21 protein-coding genes and 1 riboswitch are annotated in these 19,425 nt (G+C 28.6%); of the genes, 5 read left to right on the top strand and 16 right to left on the bottom strand.

What is annotated here, in order from left to right:
• The first annotated feature begins 192 nt into the window (after positions 1-192).
• Positions 193-1,557 (top strand): MATE family efflux transporter, encoded by a 1,365-nt coding sequence (locus OW763_RS11150; protein WP_268041220.1) that lies wholly within the window; start codon positions 193-195, stop codon positions 1,555-1,557.
• Positions 1,558-1,645: 88 nt separating this feature from the next.
• On the opposite strand, the gene thrB is transcribed toward OW763_RS11150, so the two are convergent.
• From thrB to OW763_RS11135, 3 genes are all read right to left on the bottom strand, one after another.
• Positions 1,646-2,536 carry a homoserine kinase gene (thrB, locus tag OW763_RS11145; RefSeq protein ID WP_268041219.1) on the bottom strand — a complete coding sequence of 297 codons (891 nt, stop codon included), beginning with the start codon at positions 2,534-2,536 and terminating at the stop codon, positions 1,646-1,648.
• A 122-nt stretch (positions 2,537-2,658) separates the two neighbouring features.
• Entirely contained in the window at positions 2,659-3,183 is a 525-nt protein-coding gene (locus OW763_RS11140; protein ID WP_268041218.1) for a spore maturation protein, read from the bottom strand.
• A gap of 18 nt (positions 3,184-3,201) precedes the next feature.
• The gene (locus tag OW763_RS11135; protein ID WP_268041217.1) at positions 3,202-3,777 is read right to left on the bottom strand and encodes a nucleoside recognition domain-containing protein; all 576 of its coding nucleotides are present in this window, start codon (positions 3,775-3,777) and stop codon (positions 3,202-3,204) included.
• Positions 3,778-4,121: 344 nt separating this feature from the next.
• Here OW763_RS11135 and OW763_RS11130 point away from each other — a divergent pair, with 344 nt between their 5' ends.
• Positions 4,122-4,490, top strand: coding sequence for a DUF5643 domain-containing protein (locus OW763_RS11130; protein ID WP_268041342.1), 369 nt, complete (start codon positions 4,122-4,124; stop codon positions 4,488-4,490).
• A gap of 107 nt (positions 4,491-4,597) precedes the next feature.
• Here the strand turns inward: OW763_RS11130 and OW763_RS11125 are convergent, their stop codons facing one another.
• Both OW763_RS11125 and OW763_RS11120 read right to left on the bottom strand, forming a co-directional pair.
• Positions 4,598-4,909 (bottom strand): YbjQ family protein, encoded by a 312-nt coding sequence (locus OW763_RS11125; RefSeq protein WP_268041216.1) that lies wholly within the window; start codon positions 4,907-4,909, stop codon positions 4,598-4,600.
• Complete coding sequence (locus tag OW763_RS11120; protein WP_268041215.1) at positions 4,890-5,120, bottom strand: hypothetical protein; 231 nt, start codon at positions 5,118-5,120, stop codon at positions 4,890-4,892. The genes OW763_RS11125 and OW763_RS11120 overlap by 20 nt, the downstream gene beginning before the upstream one ends.
• Before the next feature lie 379 nt (positions 5,121-5,499).
• On the opposite strand from OW763_RS11120, the gene OW763_RS11115 reads away from it, so the two are divergent.
• Entirely contained in the window at positions 5,500-6,588 is a 1,089-nt protein-coding gene (locus tag OW763_RS11115; RefSeq protein ID WP_268041214.1) for an AI-2E family transporter, read from the top strand.
• Positions 6,589-6,708: 120 nt separating this feature from the next.
• Here the strand turns inward: OW763_RS11115 and OW763_RS11110 are convergent, their stop codons facing one another.
• The 5 genes from OW763_RS11110 to ribD all read right to left on the bottom strand — a co-directional run bounded on the left by OW763_RS11110 (position 6,709) and on the right by ribD (position 10,991).
• Positions 6,709-7,368: an HAD family hydrolase gene (locus OW763_RS11110; RefSeq protein ID WP_268041213.1), complete on the bottom strand. Its 660-nt coding sequence runs from the start codon at positions 7,366-7,368 to the stop codon at positions 6,709-6,711.
• 30 nt (positions 7,369-7,398) lie between these two features.
• On the bottom strand, positions 7,399-7,860 hold the full coding sequence (ribH, locus tag OW763_RS11105; RefSeq protein WP_268041212.1) for a 6,7-dimethyl-8-ribityllumazine synthase: 462 nt from the start codon (positions 7,858-7,860) through the stop codon (positions 7,399-7,401).
• A gap of 1 nt (position 7,861) precedes the next feature.
• Positions 7,862-9,088 carry a bifunctional 3,4-dihydroxy-2-butanone-4-phosphate synthase/GTP cyclohydrolase II gene (locus OW763_RS11100; protein WP_268041211.1) on the bottom strand — a complete coding sequence of 409 codons (1,227 nt, stop codon included), beginning with the start codon at positions 9,086-9,088 and terminating at the stop codon, positions 7,862-7,864.
• 28 nt (positions 9,089-9,116) lie between these two features.
• A complete protein-coding gene (gene ribE / locus OW763_RS11095) occupies positions 9,117-9,770 on the bottom strand; it encodes a riboflavin synthase (protein WP_268041210.1) in 654 nt (217 codons plus the stop codon).
• A gap of 123 nt (positions 9,771-9,893) precedes the next feature.
• Positions 9,894-10,991, bottom strand: coding sequence for a bifunctional diaminohydroxyphosphoribosylaminopyrimidine deaminase/5-amino-6-(5-phosphoribosylamino)uracil reductase RibD (gene ribD, locus OW763_RS11090; RefSeq protein WP_268041209.1), 1,098 nt, complete (start codon positions 10,989-10,991; stop codon positions 9,894-9,896).
• A gap of 281 nt (positions 10,992-11,272) precedes the next feature.
• A riboswitch (FMN riboswitch) is annotated at positions 11,273-11,397 on the bottom strand.
• A gap of 136 nt (positions 11,398-11,533) precedes the next feature.
• On the opposite strand from ribD, the gene OW763_RS11085 reads away from it, so the two are divergent.
• Positions 11,534-11,725, top strand: a complete 192-nt coding sequence (locus OW763_RS11085; protein WP_268041208.1) for a small, acid-soluble spore protein, H family — start codon at positions 11,534-11,536, stop codon at positions 11,723-11,725.
• 42 nt (positions 11,726-11,767) lie between these two features.
• On the opposite strand, the gene OW763_RS11080 is transcribed toward OW763_RS11085, so the two are convergent.
• Positions 11,768-12,865 (bottom strand): ABC transporter ATP-binding protein, encoded by a 1,098-nt coding sequence (locus tag OW763_RS11080; RefSeq protein WP_268041207.1) that lies wholly within the window; start codon positions 12,863-12,865, stop codon positions 11,768-11,770.
• Positions 12,866-13,192: 327 nt separating this feature from the next.
• Between OW763_RS11080 and OW763_RS11075 the strand changes: the two genes are divergently transcribed.
• A complete protein-coding gene (locus tag OW763_RS11075) occupies positions 13,193-14,761 on the top strand; it encodes a BCCT family transporter (protein ID WP_268041206.1) in 1,569 nt (522 codons plus the stop codon).
• A gap of 131 nt (positions 14,762-14,892) precedes the next feature.
• On the opposite strand, the gene OW763_RS11070 is transcribed toward OW763_RS11075, so the two are convergent.
• The 5 genes from OW763_RS11070 to OW763_RS11050 all read right to left on the bottom strand — a co-directional run bounded on the left by OW763_RS11070 (position 14,893) and on the right by OW763_RS11050 (position 19,399).
• Positions 14,893-15,030, bottom strand: coding sequence for a hypothetical protein (locus OW763_RS11070; RefSeq protein ID WP_268041205.1), 138 nt, complete (start codon positions 15,028-15,030; stop codon positions 14,893-14,895).
• Positions 15,031-15,153: 123 nt separating this feature from the next.
• On the bottom strand, positions 15,154-16,557 hold the full coding sequence (locus OW763_RS16915) for a HAMP domain-containing sensor histidine kinase (protein ID WP_268041204.1): 1,404 nt from the start codon (positions 16,555-16,557) through the stop codon (positions 15,154-15,156).
• Entirely contained in the window at positions 16,547-17,227 is a 681-nt protein-coding gene (locus OW763_RS11060; protein WP_268041203.1) for a response regulator transcription factor, read from the bottom strand. Before OW763_RS11060 ends, OW763_RS16915 begins: the two co-directional genes overlap by 11 nt.
• A 132-nt stretch (positions 17,228-17,359) precedes the next feature.
• A complete protein-coding gene (locus tag OW763_RS11055; RefSeq protein WP_268041202.1) occupies positions 17,360-18,820 on the bottom strand; it encodes a hypothetical protein in 1,461 nt (486 codons plus the stop codon).
• A gap of 225 nt (positions 18,821-19,045) precedes the next feature.
• Entirely contained in the window at positions 19,046-19,399 is a 354-nt protein-coding gene (locus tag OW763_RS11050) for a DUF5110 domain-containing protein (protein ID WP_268041201.1), read from the bottom strand.
• Between the last annotated feature and the right edge of the window lie 26 nt (positions 19,400-19,425).

Raw genomic sequence — 19,425 nt, 5'->3', positions numbered from 1 at the left:
ATAAATAAATAGATAGATATATATATTTTTTTGTAACCTTTATTAAATATATTTAAATTTTTATGTCTAAAAACTTTAAGTACCAAATATAAATTTTATTTTTAACAATCGTTTAAAATTTATATTGTCTTATTTTACTTAATCACATAATATAGATATTGATTACTTTATTATCAGAGGAGATTACTATACATGTTAAATATAAATAAAAACACTATCAAAGATGTTATTTCACTTGCATTACCCGCTGTTGGTGAAATGTTCTTATATATGACAATATGGGTTTTAGATACAGTTATGGTAGGACAATATGGAGGTAAAATTGCAGTAAGTACAGTTGGACTTAGTTCTCAAGTTCTTTATACTTTTGTTAATGTATTTATTTCCATGGGAATTTCCATTGCTATCACTTCTTTAGTAGCACGTCATTACGGTGCAAAGAAATATGACTCTGCAGAAGAATATGCTGCACTTGGTTTTTTTATAGGTTTAATTATAGCTTTAACTATAACACTAAATATGTTTGTTTTTTCTCGCCAAATACTTACTTTTGGTGGTGCTGAAAATGACATTGTATCTTTAGGTGTAGTTTATATGAAAATTGTATCCATTGGTTTATTTTTTAATATGATAATGAATATGTTTAATGGACTCTTAAGAGGCTACGGCAATACCAAAACTCCATTAATAGCATCTATTATCATTAACGTTATAAACCTCAGTTTAGATTATGTTTTAATCTTTGGATATTTAGGCTTTCCTGAACTTGGAGTTAAAGGAGCAGCCTTTGCTACTGCAATTGCTCAAACATGTGGCTTTATTTTTATTACAACTTACAGTATCAAAAACTCTAAGATTAAATTAAGGATAAAATACATAAAACATATCAGTATAAAAAAATTAAAAGAACTTTTAAATCTTTCAATTCCTTCATCAATGCATGAAGGCGCAATGGAAATGAGTAGGCTTTTATGTGTATTTATGATAATGCATATAGGTAAAACTGCTTTTGCATCTAATCAGATAACTACTACAATTGAAGCATTATCTTTTATGCCTGGATGGGGATTTTGTGTGGCAGCAACTACTTTGGTAGGACATAAAATAGGTGAAAAAAATTATGAAAAAGCTAGAGAATACGCTTATACCTGTATGGTTATAGGTTCAATCTTTATGGCTTTATGTGCAATATTATTTTTAATTTGCCCAAATTTCCTAATAAAATTATTTATAAAATCAACAGAAAAAGAAGTAATCTCTTTAGGTAGTCGTTGTCTTATGGTAGCCTCAGTAGAACAAATTCCTATGGGCATTTCAATGATACTAGGGGGCGCACTAAAAGGTTGTGGGGATACTAAAACACCATTTATAGTTTCACTTATTTCAAGTTGGGTGATACGTCTTCCACTTATATACTATTTAATTTATATATTAAACTTATCAGTGATATATGTATGGTGGATTACAGCTATACAATGGTTATTTGAAGGTATAGTGATTTTAATATTATTCAGAAAAAAGTTTAAACATATAATAATAACAGCCACTAACAACTGAAAATAGACTTATTGTAAACAGCTCTACCTTTAAATTTTTATAAATAATAAACCTTACATATATCTATGTAAGGTTTGTTATTTGTTACTTATAAAACGACTACTCCTTCTAAATCCGCTTCTAGTAAGTGTGTTTCCCAATTATACTGTAGAGTATTTAAAAACTTAGTCATATTTTCTTTAAACTCTTTGTTGTTCTCATCTACTAAAGCCATAAGGGTTGAACCTGAGCCACTTATAAACTCTGCTAACGATCCATTTTTTTCTGCTTCTTTAAATATTTTATCTGCATCTGGTATAAGTTCTTTTCTATATTCTTGATGTATTTTATCTTGTGTACTTACTCGAAGCTTATCCAATTCACCTTTATTCATAGCATTAACCAACATTGCTGCTCTTGAAACATTAAATATGCAATCTTGTTTTGTATATTTTTCTGGTAGTACTGTTCTAGCCTCTTCTGTACTCAATTTAAAATTAGGAATCATAACAAACATTCTTAAATTTTGAGGAATATTAACTTTTGAATATACAATATTTTCACCGTTTATTAATGAAATAACCATTCCTCCAATTACGGCTGGGACTATATTATCAGGATGCCCTTCTATTTCTACTGCTTCCTTTATAATATCGTCAACAGATAGGACATTCCCAATTAAAATATTAGCTGCACAAATCCCTCCAACTATACATGCCGCACTACTTCCAAGCCCTCTTGAAACAGGTATACTACACTTTGGTATATTAATTCTAAATCCTTTATATTTATATCCATACTTATTTAAAATCTTTATAAAACTTGTATATATTAAGTTTTCTTCCAAAGGTATTGGCGATACTTTTCCCTCTTGGATTACCTCAACCCCATTTTCAATTTCCTCTACGTATATTTCGTTATAAAATTTCAATGCCATTCCAAAGCTGTCAAATCCAGGTCCCATGTTTGCTGTAGTAGCTGGTATTCTTATTTTTATCATATGAACCCCCCATGTTTTTCACGTACACACAAATGTATTCGTATAGAATATATTAAAAAACATTATACCCTACCCTATATAAATTTTCAATATAATAATTGTTTTCAATTCACTCTAAATTACTAAGCTTTAAACATAATTCTTGCTACAATAACAGCTACAATCACAGCTGTTAAATCCGCCATAACAGCAGCCCATAGTGTATGTCTTATTTTTTTTATGTTTACAGCACCAAAATAAACCGTAAGTGTGTAAAAAATAGTTTCTGTAGAACCTATTATTATTGAAGCCACTAATCCTATATATGTATCTGCTCCATATTGATTTAATATATCCATGTATATGCCTTGAGCTCCACTACCTGATAAAGGCTTTACCATAACAAGAGGTACAACCTCTGGCGGAAGCCCTATAAACTTAACTATCGGTCTAATAATATTTATAAAATACGCTAATGCACCAGATTCTCTAAATACACCTACTGCAAGAAGCATAGCCAAAAGATAGGGATAAATGTTAAAGCAAAGTGTTAACCCCTCTTTAGCTCCCTCTATAAAACATTCATAAACTTTTACTTTCTTAATCATTCCATAAATAACTATTATTCCAATAAGTATAGGAATGATTGAAATTATTATATATTTCAATATTAATCCCTCCACATTTTAAAAAAATTTTTGAAGTATCTTACAATAAACGACTCCCATAATAGCAGCAATTCCTGTTGTTAAAATGGCGGGGATTATTATCATACCTGGATTTTTAGAACCACAAGCCGCTCTCATAGAAATAACTGAAGTTGGTATAAGTTGAATACACGCAGCATTAATCACTAAAAAAAGAGCCATATCATCTGTTGCAGTATCTTTTTTGGGATTAACCTTTTGTAATTCTTCCATAGCCTTAATACCAAAAGGTGTAGCTGCATTAGAGAGTCCTAACATATTAGATGTTAAATTTAATAATATACTCCCCATAGCATTTTTATTCTTAGACACATCTTTAAATAAAAACTTCAATACAGGTGTCAATACTTTAGCTAGTTTTTCTGTTATACCACTTTTTTGAGCAATCTTCATTATTCCACTCCACAAACACATCATTCCAATAAGCCCTATGATAAGCTCTACAGATTTTTCTGTAGAACTCATTATTGCCTGTGATATTAGTTCTCCCTTACCAGTAGCAAGTCCAAATATTATTCCAAAACTCAATAAAAAAAACCATATAATATTTATCATATATATTCACTCCTATTAACCTAAAATTTCACTTTTAAAAACTTCAAACACTTTAATAATACTTTGCTAATCAATTTAATTTTACATTTTCTATATTACATATACTTTTTTCAGCTATTAATTTGATATTTTATATATATGATAAACATAGCTTTTGTATGGCAAAAATTAAAATCAAAATATATATTTATAAAATCTTTAAATTGAAGAACTCTCATAATTAAAGATTTCAAATACAAAATTAAAATTTTATAAATTTATTGATAGATACTGTAACATAAAAAGGTCCTTGGGTATTTGAATTTAAGACTAATGGAAATGAATTAGCTTTAGATACTGATGAGATTTTAGTTAAAAAAACTTTTACACTTGAAAATGGTCAAAATATTATTTTAGGAAAATACACTAGTAATAACTTAGGACAAAAAATTTATTATACTAAGGCTCCTAAAGGTACTGATTATGATATGGTATTAAGAGGACATGATGACTTAGAAAATAAAATTGAATTTTACTCTTCTAGAGAAACTGCTAATACTGGACTATTTCAATTAACTAATATTGATGGAAATCTTAATGAAAATGCAAAAACATTATTTCTTACCCCTTATGCTGTTAAGTTTCCTGAGAAAAGCGGCAGATTGAGCAATGATTTCAAAAAAGTTGGTGAAGAATTCACAATAGATTTATCCCATATTTTAGTTGAGAATTGAGAATTGAGAATTTAGAATTAAGCTTTGCTTAATTCTTTCCTTCACTTTCAACTATCCACTCTCAATTCTTAACTATAAAAATATTGCTTAACAGTATTATTTGATTACTATTTTATTTTAACTGCTGTACCATATACCATAACTTCTGCTGCCCCCTGCATGATAGCACTTGTAGTGTATCTTATATTTATAACTCCATCTGCTCCTAAAGCTTCTGCTTCTTCTACCATACGTTTAGTAGCAATAGCTCTTGCTTCATTCATCATATCTGTATATGCTTTAATTTCTCCACCTACTATAGTTTTAAGCCCACTCATAAAGTCTTTTCCAAGATGTTTAGATTGAATAGTAGAACCTTTGACAACACCTAATGTGTCAATTTCTTTTCCTGAAATAAAATTAGTATTTACTAATATCATCTTCATCTTCCTCCTTTATTTCCTTTATTCTTTCAATTAAAGTATAGATTACAGATCCTAGTACTGCTAAAACTATACCTATAATTAATAGCAAAGTCATATGGCTTATACCTGATTCTAGAATTCCTAATATAATCGCTCCTGCATACAACAAAATTATAGCTGACATTATTATTGTTATGATTATTACAGTTATTATTTTTCCTTTCACTTAGTTATCCTCCAAAAATAATACTACGGTTATTACAATTATACTTAACAATATACTAAATTAAATACTTTTGTTTTTAATTTAAGCAACATTTAAAACTTATAAGTAATATACTTATACTTAATTAATAGTATCCCCTTTTCATGCAAAATTTACTTAATTCCATTCTATTCTTTCATGGAATTAACCTAAATTCATGAATTAAAACAAAGGATTCTATTAAGCATTACAAGCCTTATAAATACAACTAAGACAATACTCTCCATTAGCTAAAATTGCACAGTAAATATATAAGAAAATTGAGTCATTGAAGTATCTTAGTATGAAATGTATAATAATAAAGTAATAAGTTTATATACATTTAGGGGGAGATTTTTGATTGCTAAATATTAAAAAAAATCCATATATTGATTTGATTATTGCAGGTACTATATTATTTATAGTTATAAGGCTTATAGATAATTATACTTCTGTTCTATCATCTATAAATAGTTTTATTGCTATTTTTCATCCATTTATTTTTGCTTTTATAATAGCTTATATTCTAAATCCACTATTGTCATTTTTCGAAGAAAAATTAAAATTCAAACGCGCTTTAAGTATATCACTAACTTATGTTTTGATAATTGGTTTAATTACAATATTTATAACTTCTCTATTGCCTAAAATAGCAGATAATGTTGTTGAGTTATTTAATAATTCTCCTAAGTTTGCTAATCAAGCAAAGATTTGGATAAATAATAATATAGAATTCTTAAACAGAGTAGATTCCAAGCGATTTTTTATAAATAATTTAAAATCAGGAATTTTAAATTTTAAAGATATGTTCCTTCAATCAATGAATATAGTTTTTATAAAAACTCTATCATTCACAAGTTTTTTTGCTAAAATAATATTTGGTTTTATAATATCTATATATGTTCTTTATGATAAAGAAAAATTTATTAAAAATGCTAAAAAAATTATTTATATTATTTTAAAGAAAAAAAATGGAGATAACTTTTTAAACTTATTAAAAAATATTCATTATATGCTATCTACATACATAGGGATAAAGGCTATTGATTCATTTATTATAGCTGTAATTTGTTTTATTGGAATTTCCATACTTAAATCTCCTTATACATTATTAATAGCAGTAATAGTTGGTTTTACAAATATGATACCTTATTTTGGTCCATTTATAGGTATGATAGTAGGTTTTATAATAAATATTTTCTTTAATCCAATGATAGCTGTAAAAATTTTAATATTTTTATTTTTTCTTCAACAATTTGATGCATGGTATTTAGATCCTAAATTAATAGGAAGTAAAGTCGGTCTTAGTCCATTTTTAGTTATTTTTGCAGTAACTATAGGTGGCAGCCTATTTGGAATTATTGGGATGCTTTTAGGTGTTCCAACAATGGCTGTACTAAAAATATATATTGATAATTTTTTTCAAAATCATACTAAAATCAAATCATAGTAAAGAAATTTATAGCTAGTAGTGCTAGTAATGTATACTCTTATATTTATCTCAAACTATGTGTTTTTATAAAAAAACCTATGCATTTTATTTTTGCACAGGTTTTTATTATTATTTTAATCAAAAGTATTCTTTTAATTCTCTTATATCTTTTATAATTAAATCTGCTTCATCCAGTTCTCCATCTAAAGCAAATCCATAACTACAACCTATTGTATATATATTATTCATTTTTCCTGCTTTCATATCGTGTTTTCTATCGCCTACCATTACCATTTCATCGGGATACTCTTTCATAACCTTTCCTAGCACTTCATATTTTGGAATAAAATCATGTTCTTCAGCGCAAACCAATTTTTCAAAATACTTATCCAAAGAAAATACTTCATTATGAGTATCCTTATAGTAATTGCTGCAATTACTTATAAACACTAAATGATATCCCTTGTCTTTTAAGTACTGTAAAGTTTCTTCAGCTCCATCATATAAAATTGCTTTTTTAGATTCAATCAGGGACTTCATCTCATACCCAACTGTTTTTCTAGCTTTTTCTTTTATTTCATCAGATAACTCAGGCAGGAACTCTTTCCACATCTCCACACTAGTAAATCCTAACCAGTACTGAATCTCTTCATCTTTCCACTCTCTTTGTTCTGCAAAACCACCCTCAACTAAGTAATTATAAGCCTTTCTAAATGCTGGTCCATAGATTTCCATACTGTTATGAATTGTTCCATCATAATCGAAAAAAATGGTTTTTATCTTTCGAAAAGGTATCATTTTTATCTTCTCCCAACATTAACTTCTTTTTTATATTTGTTTAAGTAGGTTTGCCATCTCAATCGCAGTCATAGCTGCATCATATCCTTTGTTTCCAGCTTTAGTTCCTGCTCTTTCAATTGCTTGTTCTATAGAATCTGTTGTAAGCACTCCAAATATAATAGGAAGTTCTGTTTCTAATCCTACATTTGCAACTCCTTTTGAAACTTCACTAGATACATAATCAAAATGTGGAGTAGCTCCTTTTATAACAGCTCCTAAACATATAACTGCATCATATCTGTTTGTCTTAGCCATTTTTTTAGCAACTAAAGGTATTTCAAAAGCTCCTGGAACCCATGTAATTTCTAAATCTTCCTCATTAACTCCATGTCTTTTTAATGCATCTAAAGCTCCATCTAATAATTTGCTACCTATAAACTCATTAAATCTTCCAACTATTATTCCAACTTTTAAACCTTGTGCAATTAATTTTCCTTCATAAACTTTCATCTTATTTCTCCTCCTCGTCTTTATCAAAACATAACATATGTTCCATTTTTTCTTTTTTAGTTTTTAAATAAAATTCATTTATTTCATTACATTCTATTTGTATAGGAACCCTCTCAATAATTTCTATTCCATAACCAGATATTCCTGATATTTTTTTAGGATTATTAGTCATAAGTCTTGCTTGTTTTACACCTAAATCCCTAAGTATTTGAGCTCCTATTCCATAATCTCTTAAATCTGGGTCAAACCCTAAAGCTATATTTGCCTCTACTGTATCCATACCTTCTTCTTGAAGCTTATAAGCTTTTATTTTATTTATGAGACCTATTCCTCTTCCTTCCTGTCTCATATATAGCAGAATTCCTCTTCCTTCTTTATTAATTGCTTTTAAAGCTGCTGCTAATTGGTCTCCACAATCACATCTTAATGAACCAAAAACATCACCTGTTAAACATTCTGAATGTACTCTGATTAATACTGGTTCTCCATTTGCCACATCACCTTTAACTAATGCTACATGATGTTCTCCATTTAATCTATTTTGATACCCAACCATTTTAAACTCCCCATATTTGGTAGGCATTTTTGCTTCTGCAGCTCTTTCTACTAAGCTTTCTTTCTCTCTTCTATAAGCAATTAAATCAGCAATAGTTATCATTTTTAAATTATGTTCTTTTACATATTCCATAAGGTGTGGAACTCTTGACATTGTTCCATCTTCATTCATGATTTCACATATAACTCCCGCTGGTTTAAGTCCTGCTAATTTTGCAAGATCTACAGCAGCCTCAGTATGCCCTGCTCTTTTTAATACTCCACCATCTTTAGCTCTAAGAGGAAATATATGTCCAGGTCTTTGGAAATCTTCTGGCTTTGCATTAGGCTCCACAGCTTTTAAAACTGTCATTGCTCTTTCATGAGCAGAAATTCCTGTAGTTGTTCCTACAGCATCTATTGATACAGTAAAAGCAGTTTCTTTTATATCTGTATTATTAGATACCATCTGATTTAGTTCTAACTCATCTAATCTTTTAGCTGTCATAGGCATGCATATAAGTCCTCGGCCATATTTAGCCATAAAATTTATAGCTTCAGGAGTAGCTTTTTCTGCTGCCATTAATAAATCTCCTTCATTTTCTCTATCTTCATCATCAACAACTACAACTATTTTTCCATTTTTTATATCTTCTATAGCTTCTTCAATAGTATTAAATTTATATTCGCTCATTAATATCCTCCCCTTCGATAATCAGTTTTTATAAAAATCCGTTTTTTTCTAAAAAATTCATATCAATTTTACTTTTTTCAGATACTTTCTGTTCTTTAAAACTTAAAAATCTTTCTACATATTTACCAATCATATCGCATTCAAGATTAACTTTGTCTCCTATGTTTTTCTTAACTAGTATAGTTTCATCTTGAGTATGAGGAATTATAGAAACTTTAAAACTTCCATCATCTACATAAGCTACAGTTAAACTAACTCCATCTATAGATATGGATCCTTTTAAAACTATATATTTTAAAATATTAGAAGGTGCTTCTATAGTTATCCATATGGCATTATCTTCTTTTTTAAAATCTTTTACAGAACCAACTCCATCAATATGACCACTTACCAAATGTCCGCCTAATCTATCACCAACTCTTAATGCTCTTTCTAAATTAACCTTATTTCCCTTTTTTAAACTATCGAGACTACTTTTCCTCATAGTTTCTGCCATAACATCCACTACAAAACTGTTTTTATTAAATTCCGTTACAGTAAGACACACACCATTAGTACTTATACTATCTCCTAGTTTTACATCTTCCAAAACCTTATTTGCTTTGATTTTTATCTTAGCAGATTCTGTCCCTCTACTAACTGATTCAATACTTCCTATTTCCTCTACTATCCCTGTAAACACCTACTCACCATCCTTTGATCAATTAACAGTTAACAATTGTAGTAGCAAAGCTTCCTACGCACATTACAACTTGTTATAATTGCGGATTTAGAATTAAGCTTTACTTAATTTTTTTCTTCATTGTTAATTATTAGTCATCTTTCCTTCTATCATAATGTCTTCTTCAAATCTTAATATTTTTATATTTTCAAGTGTTATAGCATCTTTCATATAATCTATTCCATTTCCACCAACCGGTGTCTTTGCTTGTTCCCCTCCAATTATCTTAGGTGCTATAAAAGAAATTACTTTATCCACAATATTTTCCTTCAAGGCTGAGTAATTAAGAGTACTTCCACCTTCTAATAAAACACTATCTATATCTCTTTTACCCAATTCTTTCATCAAATATGCTAAATTTACTCTATTATCCTTTGAAGGTGTTATTATTACATCTGCTCCTTTTTCTTTAATAGAATTTATCTTATCTTTATCAGCAAGTTCTGTTACTACAACAATAGTTTGTGCTTCTGAATCAACATTTAGTACATTACAATCTAAAGGAATTCTTCCTCTACTATCTACAATTACTCTTGTTGGATCTGATGACTCTTTTTCTTCTAATCTTGTAGTTAGTTTTGGATTATCCTGCAAAACTGTTCCTATGCCTACCATTATTGCCGATACTCTATTTCTTATTTGGTGTACATATTTTCTGGATTTTTCATTTGTAATCCACTTTGAATCTCCATTATGCGTGGCTATTTTGCCATCTAACGTCATAGCCGTTTTTAAAAGACAAAATGGAGTTTTAGTAGTTATATATTTTATAAAAATTTCATTAATTTCCTTAACTTCATTTTCAAGAACACCACTTATTACCTCAATACCGCTTTCCTCTAGTATTTTGATACCTCTTCCTGCTACTATTGGATTAGGATCTTTCATGCCAACTACTACTTTTTTTATTCCAGTTTTAGCAATAGTATTTGCACAAGGTGGTGTTTTCCCATAGTGAGAACACGGTTCTAAAGTAACATACATTACTGCTCCATCAATATCTTCTACTGCATTATTAAGCGCATTTACTTCTGCATGAGGTCCACCATAAAATTGATGATAACCTTCTGCAATTATTTTGTCATCTTTAACGATAACAGCACCAACTAAAGGATTAGGACTAGTATATCCCGCACCTTTTTTAGCTAGTTCAATGGCTTTTTTCATATACTTTACATCCACTTAACTATCACCTTCTAAAATTCAGTTTTAAACTAAAAATATTATAAATAACATTTTATACAGGGATTTTTCTTTGATGAAAGATTTACTTGATTATTAGATAGGGTACCCATTTGAAAATAGAAAGATGTGTGCACACAAACTCTTCTAAATCACTTATTATTTTTATCTCTAAAAATAACGTTTATAATCCTAAAACAAAAAACCCTGAAAATATAATTTTCAGGGTTTATTATACGCAAAATATAATATGCAATAACGCATATAAATAATCAATAGTATAATCTCTTCTTTCATCCAGACTTTACTGTCGGTCCTGGAATTACACCAGATCTGCAATAGCTTGTACTACCGCTCGCGGACTATAACCGCCGATTGGGAATTTCACCCTACCCCGAAGGATTAATTAAAATCACTTTTTATTAAGTTGTTTACGTGTAAAGGATAACACCTTTTAATAATATTGTCAACACACAATATGAGAATATTGCGTATATTTAGTTTATAAATACAAATTCTAAGCATAAGAGGAGGTATCTTTTATGTTAAGCATAGATAGAGCAAAATCTATAATGGAATCTAATTCAAACCTAGAAGTAATATACAACAACGTTCCTGTATGGCTTGAAGATATAAACGATAAAAGAAGTTTAGTGCAAATTAGAAATTTACGTGATAATAATTGCATGGTAGTTCCAGCTTGTGATTTAACTGAAACAGGAAGAATACTTTAAATACACGCAGCTAAACGCTAAGGAAAGTGTTCCATACTTTCCTTAGAATACTGCTTTCTCTGTTTCCTTATTAAACATGTGTATTTTATTTGCATCAAAAGCAAACTTTATATTGTTTCCTATTTCTACTTTTGTACTTGAATCAACTCTTGCTATTATATTGTTTCCATTCATATCTAAATATAAATATGATTCAGAACCCAGCATTTCTGTAACTTCGACTCTAGCTTTAATGCCGTTTTGAGCTTTACTATCCTTAACATATATTTCTTCCGGTCTTATACCAAGAATAACTTCTTTATTAATGCAATCGTTTTCTTTCAAAAGCTTAGCTTTGTCCTCAGGAATTTCTATCTTATTATCCATAAACTCAGCATAAATACTATCATTTTCTTCTTTTATATCACAATTAATAAAATTCATTTGAGGTGAACCTATGAAAGAAGCAACAAACAGATTAGTTGGATGCTGATATATAGTTTGAGGATCAGATATTTGCTGTACTACTCCATCTTTCATAATAACTATTCTTGTTCCCATAGTCATAGCTTCTGTCTGATCATGGGTTACATAAATGAAAGTAGTTTGCAATCTTTTATGAAGCTTACTTATTTCAGTTCTCATTTGCACTCTTAATTTAGCATCTAAGTTTGAAAGTGGCTCATCCATTAAGAACACCTTAGGTTCTCTTACAATAGCACGTCCCAATGCAACTCTCTGTCTTTGTCCACCTGAAAGTTGTTTTGGTTTTCTATCTAGTAAATTCTCTATACCTAATATTTTTGCAGCTTGTGAAACTTTTTCTTTAATTTCTTCTTTAGGTTTTTTTCTAAGCTTTAATCCAAAAGCCATATTATCAAAAACCGTCATGTGTGGATATAACGCATAGTTCTGAAATACCATGGCAATGTCTCTATCCTTTGGGGGTATATCATTTACAAGCTTATCGCCTATATAAAGTTCTCCTGAAGAAATTTCTTCAAGTCCAGCAATCATTCTAAGACTTGTGGATTTTCCACATCCTGATGGGCCAACCAAAACTACAAATTCCTTATCTTCAATATCTATACATAGATTTTTTACTGCATAAAATCCATTTGGATAAACTTTCTCGATATTCTTAAGATTTAACCCTGCCATCAATAACCACCCCTTAATTCACTCTTTACCAATATTATACATTTAATTTATATAAATGTAAATTTTTACATAGAAATTAACTCAGATAATTATGATAAATAACAAAAAACTAATTTAATATTTACAAATTAAGTCATATAGCCATTTATCAGCGTAATCCCCGCATCTTTGTCACTAATTACCACCTAAACACAGTTAAGCGCATTAAACCTTGTTGAATTCTAAGCTGATATCATATATTATTAAACATGTTGCTTTTTTGCACACTAATTCCTTGTAAATTAAATTTAACAAATAGAGGAATAACAAAATTTTAGGAGGCTAATTGTGAAATTAAAAAAACAGCTTGACTGGTCAGTATTACTAATAAGTGGGGGACTTCTTATATTGTTTATATTGGCTTCATTTATTAATCCTCAACTCGTCAATAAACTTGTAAACTCTTCTTTTAACTCTTCAGTAAAATATTTCGGGGCACTTTGGCAAATATTGATGCTTGTAACCTTTGTTGTTGCAATAGGGCTGTCTGTATCAAAACTTGGTCAAGTACGTCTAGGAAATCTAAAACATCCTGAAATGTCAACTTTTAGATGGATAGCTATTATAATGTGTACATTACTTGCTGGCGGCGGCGTATTTTGGGCAGCAGCTGAACCAATATATCATTTTATATCTACTCCACCAGTATTTAATGCTATTAATTCAAAAACACCACAAGCAGTTATTCCAGCATTATCACAATCTTTTATGCATTGGGGATTTCTAGCTTGGTCTATCTTAGGAACATTAAGTTCTATTGTTTTAATGTATGGACATTATACTAAAGGAATGCCATTAAAACCTCGTACGTTATTTTATCCAATTTTCGGCGAAAAAATCATGACCAAAAGTATACTTGGAACACTTGTTGACGTATTCTCAGTAATCGCAGTTGCTGCTGGTACAATTGGACCAATCGGTTTTCTTGGATTACAAGCATCTTACGGATTAGAAAGTATTTTTGGTATTCCAGATGTTTATACAACGCAATTATTTATTGTTTTCGGTCTTGTAACAGTTGCAGCTATTTCTGCTGCCTCTGGAATTGATAAAGGAATTCAAATTTTAAGTAGATTTAATATTATACTTACGTTAATTTTAGTTATATTAATGCTACTTTTAGGACCTGCTGGATTTATTTTCGATTCATTTCTAGGTTCAATCGCAGTATATTTTCAGGACTTTTTAAAACTTAGTCTTTATCGTGGAAATACTACTTGGCTATCATCTTGGACAGTATTCTTCTGGGGATGGTTTATTGGATATGGACCAATGATGGCAATTTTCATTAGTCGTATTTCACGAGGACGAACAATAAGAGAATTAGTTATTGCAGTCTCAGTTATTTCTCCTTTAATAACAAACTTTTGGTTCACCGTTATAGGTGGTTCAGGTATTTTTTATGAACTCCAAAAACCCGGTTGTATTTCTGAAGCTTTAAACACATCAGGAATGCCAGCAGCAATGATTGCAATTACTAAACAATTACCTATGGGAACACTAATGGCAGCCGCATTTCTTTTTGTAACAATTTCTTTTGTAGCTACAACTGGAGACTCTATGGCTTACACTATTTCCATAGCTATTACTGGAGATGGAAATCCTCCAGCTGGTCTTCGTGTATTTTGGGCTATTGTAATGGGATTTGTTGCTGCAGTACTTCTTTCCATTGGCGAAGAGAGTATTTCTTCATTACAATCTTTCATTGTTGTAACAGCTGTTCCAGTTTCTATTATTCTTTTGCCAACCGTCTTTTTAGCACCAAAAGTTGCAAGATACATGGCTAAAGATCAAAATATTTTACATGAATATGAAAAAGAAACTTCAGAACAAACCTTACAAGGAAACGCTAGTTAATTAAAAATAATATCGTACTGAAAAATTCAGTACGATATTTTCACTGTATGACTTGTTTCTCTATATTTTTCTCAACACTTTTAAGCCCAACTCATTAACATTTCTTGTAATTTAGATATTAATCTATTGCCTTACCTTACATAAATAAAAATAGCCTGTACCTCATTTATGTTCAAATTACTATAATTCTCTAAAAAAGTTTTCTCGTTAAATTCTGCAAATAGTTGGTAGGTTTCCATTAATTTTTTTAACATTAATTCGTCTTTCATATTTCTACCCCTTATTTATATTACATCAACTAAAACTCTAGTAGCTAATCCAGTTGCAAATGGATTTTCTATCCACATAGTATAAACAATTTAGAGAATCATATTATTCATAATTCCTATTAGCTATACTTCTTTATATTTTTCAATTTCTATTTGAAACCATACACCGTTTTCTACATTTCTAGCATATATTTTTCCATCATATATTTTCAAAATCCTATTTACTATATACAGCCCTATACCACTTTGTCCTTTTTTCCCTTTTTTAAACAACTTAAATATATCTTCTATTTTTTCAATAGATTCACCATCATTAAAAAAGTTTAAATAAATTTTTTCAATATCTTCTGTTAAAGATATTTTTATTAAGGTTTTTGCATATCTTATTTGATTGTCTAAAATATTTTCTACTATAACCTTTAATTGATTATAATTTGAATATATAACTACATCATCAAGATTTAATTTTATGTCTAATTGTTTTAATTGAAGTGAATAATTTTTTATAACTCCTTGTACTATTTCTTTTAAATTTACTTTTTCTCTATTCTTTATTTCACTATCTAAATAGTCTAACCTTTGCATATACAATAGATTATAAACCAATTTTTCCAGTCTATTACATTCTTCATCTATTACCTCCAAAGAAGCATCTAAAGTTCCCTTTGGATACAATCCTCTCTTTGCAGCATCTAAATAACTTTTTATTACCATAATAGGTGTTTTTAATTCATGGGATACAGCATGCAATTTGAATTTTTGATCTTCATCATACTTTAATAACTCTTTTCTCATTTTTTCAATTGAATTTGCCAAAAATCCTATTTCATCCTCTCTTCTCATTTTTATAGGTATATTTAATTCTCTATTAGATATATTTGCAACATGATTCTCAAGTTCTACCAAAGGTCTTGTTAAATATCTAGATAAATAAAATGCAACTAAAAACATCATTCCTATACCCCAAATGAATGAAATGCCTATTTGTATAAACAATCTTTTTTCAAGAGTATCATCTTCTACCTTCCATTTAAAAGATACTTTATAATAACAAGGACTATCTAAAGCTTTAATATTTGAAGATGATTTTTCATAAGACTTTTTTTTACTATATCCAAATGTATCTTTGTATTTTGTTATAACATAGAACAATTCTCTGTTATCTACATCCATAACATATCTTTTACTATCTTCCTTTTGTTTTTTTATATCCTCTTCAACCTTTAATAATATTTCTTCCGTTAAATAACTAAGATTATCGTTGAACTTTCTCACAATAATATTTTCTTCATTTTTAAGCCATACTTTTTCTTCTATTTTCCTTATATCTTGGTCTTTATTTTTAACAAAATCATTAATATTAGTAGTCTTAATAACAGTTTCATTTTCTTCCAAAGTTCTATAAATATCTTCATAATAATAGCTATTAAAAGCTTTTATAGAAAACAAAAATATTATTGCTGAAAAAATACAAATAATCACCCCAAAGGATATTATCAAACGAAAATTTAGTGATTTAATATTCACTTTCACACCACCTATAACCGTATCCATATATAGTTTCTATCCTCAATTCAGGCAGTTTTTTTCTTATTCTTCTCACTAAATCATCAATAGTTCTATCACTTCCAAAATAATCTTTATCGTAAATTTTAGTTATGATATCTTCTCTCGACAAAGCATTATTTTTATTATTAATCATGATAGCTAAAAAATCAAATTCCTTTGAAGTAATATCAATCCTTTCATTCTCTTGAAAAACCATCCTCTTATTAAAATCAATAGTATATGTATTATTTATTAGTAGATTTATAGTCTTAGAAATCTTCTTATTTTCATAAATTCTTGTTAAAAGCTTTCTTGTTCTTATAACTAACTCCATAGGCAGAAAGGGTTTTGCTATGTAGTCGTCACTTCCCATTTGCAGTCCTATTACCCTATCTAGCTCTTCATCTCGGGCAGATATAAAAATCACAGGAGTATCATCATTTTGTTTTTTTATCCTTTTAATAAGTTCATATCCATCCATATCTGGAAGCATAATATCTAATATCCATAAATGAGGTTCTTCTTGTACATATTTTTCTGCATCTAATCCACATATAAAACTTTTAACATTAAACCCTTCATTCTGCAAATAAAAAACTAATATATCATTTAAATTTTTTTCATCTTCCACAAGAAAAATATTATACATTTTCATCTCTTTCCTTTCAGGTTTAAATTATATCCAATTAAATAAAATATAAGTATGGATATTCTATTAATAATACCATACTTATATTTTAACATAATATTTATTTATACTCTTTATGTATTTCTATTATAGCTATTTATTCTTTGGATGATTTTTCATAAATTCCCACATTGACTGCGCAATAGTATTCCAAGAGATTCCATGTCCCTCATCTTGTATTGAATACATTTCTAAATCTGACAATCCTTTATCCCATTTTTTAACATCAACATTGTAGTCACCTATATTCATATAACTCTTTTCAATATTAAAAGAACTACCTTTATTTTCTTTTTCTGACCAAACACACATATTATTATAGGCTCCTTGGTGATTCACAATTTCATCCTTTGTTCCATTATAAGCTCTAATAGGAACAGACACATCATTACCTATAAAGGTACTCTTTTCTAGAGTCTTAGTTAGGTTGTATTGTCCTGAAACTGGAACTGCTGCTGCAATTTTGTCTTCTCTAAATCCCGCTAAAGTAAATGAAAATATTGCTCCACTAGAATGACCACATGTATATATCCTATTAGAATCTATATTATCAAATGTTTTTTCAAAAATTTTTACCATTTCATCAAAAAAAGCTAAGTTTTTTTCAGTATCAGTCCAATTAAACGTTGTTTCTTGTATATTTCCTACTGGATATACTGCTATAATATTTTCATTATTTGCAATCTGATTTAGTATATAATTTTTAGTTATTGAACCAATAGGATCTTGTGAAGTAGACACTGAACCATGAAATCTGAATAGTAAGGAAACACCCTCATTTGGTAAATTTTCAGGGACATAAAACTTAAATCTTCTGTTTTCACCATTCACATTAATTGAAGCTACATTCATACCAACTTTATAGCTGTTGAGATTATCCGCTGTAATTTCATTCAGTTCACATATATTTGAAAGTTGGTCATCAAAATTTGCTCTTTTTTCCTCATATATTTCCTTTGATATTAATCCTGCTTTATATTTTTCTTCTAATTTTCTTATATTTTGTTTTAACTGATTTATTATCTCTTCTTTAGTAACTTGTTCAGTTTCATTGTTTTGATTTTTTGAATTGTCTACTTTAGATAATTTATTTTTTCTATTTTTTACTTTTTCAAGCCTTTTATTAAAATTTGATTTCTTTTCATCGTATTTTTCTTTTGATATTAAACCTTCTTTATATTCTTTCTCTAACTTTTTTATACTTTCTTCTATTTTTTTTATTCTTTTTTCCTTAATAAGTTGTTTAATTTCATATTTTTGTTTTCTTAAATTATCTAGTTTAGATAATCTATCTTTTCTATTTTTCACATTTTCAAGCATTTCATTATATTTCTCTTTTGATATTAAACCTTTTTTATATTCTTTTTCCAATTTCTTTATACTTTCTTCTAACTCTTTTATTTTCTCTTCCTTAGTAAATTGTTTAAATTCAACTTTTTCTTTCTTTAACTTATTTCCTGCATCTGTTTTTGAAGCTGGATTTGCAAAACTTATTGTTGTTAAAGTCGATATTATAACTGCTGAAAGAACTATAACTTTTAAACTTTTTTTCATTTTTATTTCCTCCGATATTCTGATTAAATTATCTTTCCTAACTGTTGTTTATATTTTATAAAATAAATATCATAGAATTATCATAAGAATATGTGAAATTGTGAAAAATATTACTTTGAAAGTTAAACTTAGTTTATTTCTTCCTAAACAAAAGATAAGCAGCTATATTAATCGCTACTTATCTTAAATCCGTAATTGCAATTATCTGCAGTATACGCAGGCATATTATTTTATATACTTTATTTTAAAGTCTTCTTTCTTATTCAATCCCTTATGAATTAATTCAATTGCAATTTCATTTTTACTATCTTTATCATCATTAACAGCACTTATCTCATATAAATTATACATATCTCTTTTATAATCAAAGCTTATTCCATCATCTTCATAGCAATGTATTTTCCCTTTACCTTTGAATATTTCTAAAGTAACTGGCTGCTCTTTTTCTCCTATATAATTATAGTTATCTTCATAAACAGGTATTATAGAACCCTCTTTAACAAACACTGCTATTTGTTCTAGTGAAACTTTTATACTATAAAATCGTCCACCTTCATATAAAACTGGTGCAATAAGCATACTGTACCCAAATATAAACCACTACA

The sequence above is a fragment of the Clostridium aestuarii genome (assembly GCF_026735135.1).
Lineage (GTDB): Bacteria > Bacillota > Clostridia > Clostridiales > Clostridiaceae > Clostridium_H > Clostridium_H aestuarii.
The sequence above is the reverse complement of the archived record's forward strand: the minus strand, read 5'-3'. Positions and strand labels throughout refer to the sequence as shown.

Excerpts from the sequence above, each read along its gene's own strand:
- OW763_RS11100 (WP_268041211.1), bottom strand. The coding sequence starts at position 9,088 with ATGAGCGAATATAAATTTAATACTATTGAAGAAGCTATAGAAGATATA.
- OW763_RS11050 (WP_268041201.1), bottom strand. The coding sequence starts at position 19,399 with ATGCTTATTGCACCAGTTTTATATGAAGGTGGACGATTTTATAGTATA.
- OW763_RS11085 (WP_268041208.1), top strand. The coding sequence starts at position 11,534 with ATGTTAAGCATAGATAGAGCAAAATCTATAATGGAATCTAATTCAAAC.
- thrB (WP_268041219.1), bottom strand. The coding sequence starts at position 2,536 with ATGATAAAAATAAGAATACCAGCTACTACAGCAAACATGGGACCTGGA.
- OW763_RS11060 (WP_268041203.1), bottom strand. The coding sequence starts at position 17,227 with ATGTATAATATTTTTCTTGTGGAAGATGAAAAAAATTTAAATGATATA.
- OW763_RS11110 (WP_268041213.1), bottom strand. The coding sequence starts at position 7,368 with ATGATACCTTTTCGAAAGATAAAAACCATTTTTTTCGATTATGATGGA.
- OW763_RS11080 (WP_268041207.1), bottom strand. The coding sequence starts at position 12,865 with ATGGCAGGGTTAAATCTTAAGAATATCGAGAAAGTTTATCCAAATGGA.
- OW763_RS11135 (WP_268041217.1), bottom strand. The coding sequence starts at position 3,777 with ATGATAAATATTATATGGTTTTTTTTATTGAGTTTTGGAATAATATTT.
- OW763_RS11055 (WP_268041202.1), bottom strand. The coding sequence starts at position 18,820 with ATGAAAAAAAGTTTAAAAGTTATAGTTCTTTCAGCAGTTATAATATCG.
- OW763_RS11125 (WP_268041216.1), bottom strand. The coding sequence starts at position 4,909 with ATGATATTAGTAAATACTAATTTTATTTCAGGAAAAGAAATTGACACA.
- OW763_RS11070 (WP_268041205.1), bottom strand. The coding sequence starts at position 15,030 with ATGAAAGACGAATTAATGTTAAAAAAATTAATGGAAACCTACCAACTA.
- OW763_RS11150 (WP_268041220.1), top strand. The coding sequence starts at position 193 with ATGTTAAATATAAATAAAAACACTATCAAAGATGTTATTTCACTTGCA.
- ribH (WP_268041212.1), bottom strand. The coding sequence starts at position 7,860 with ATGAAAGTTTATGAAGGAAAATTAATTGCACAAGGTTTAAAAGTTGGA.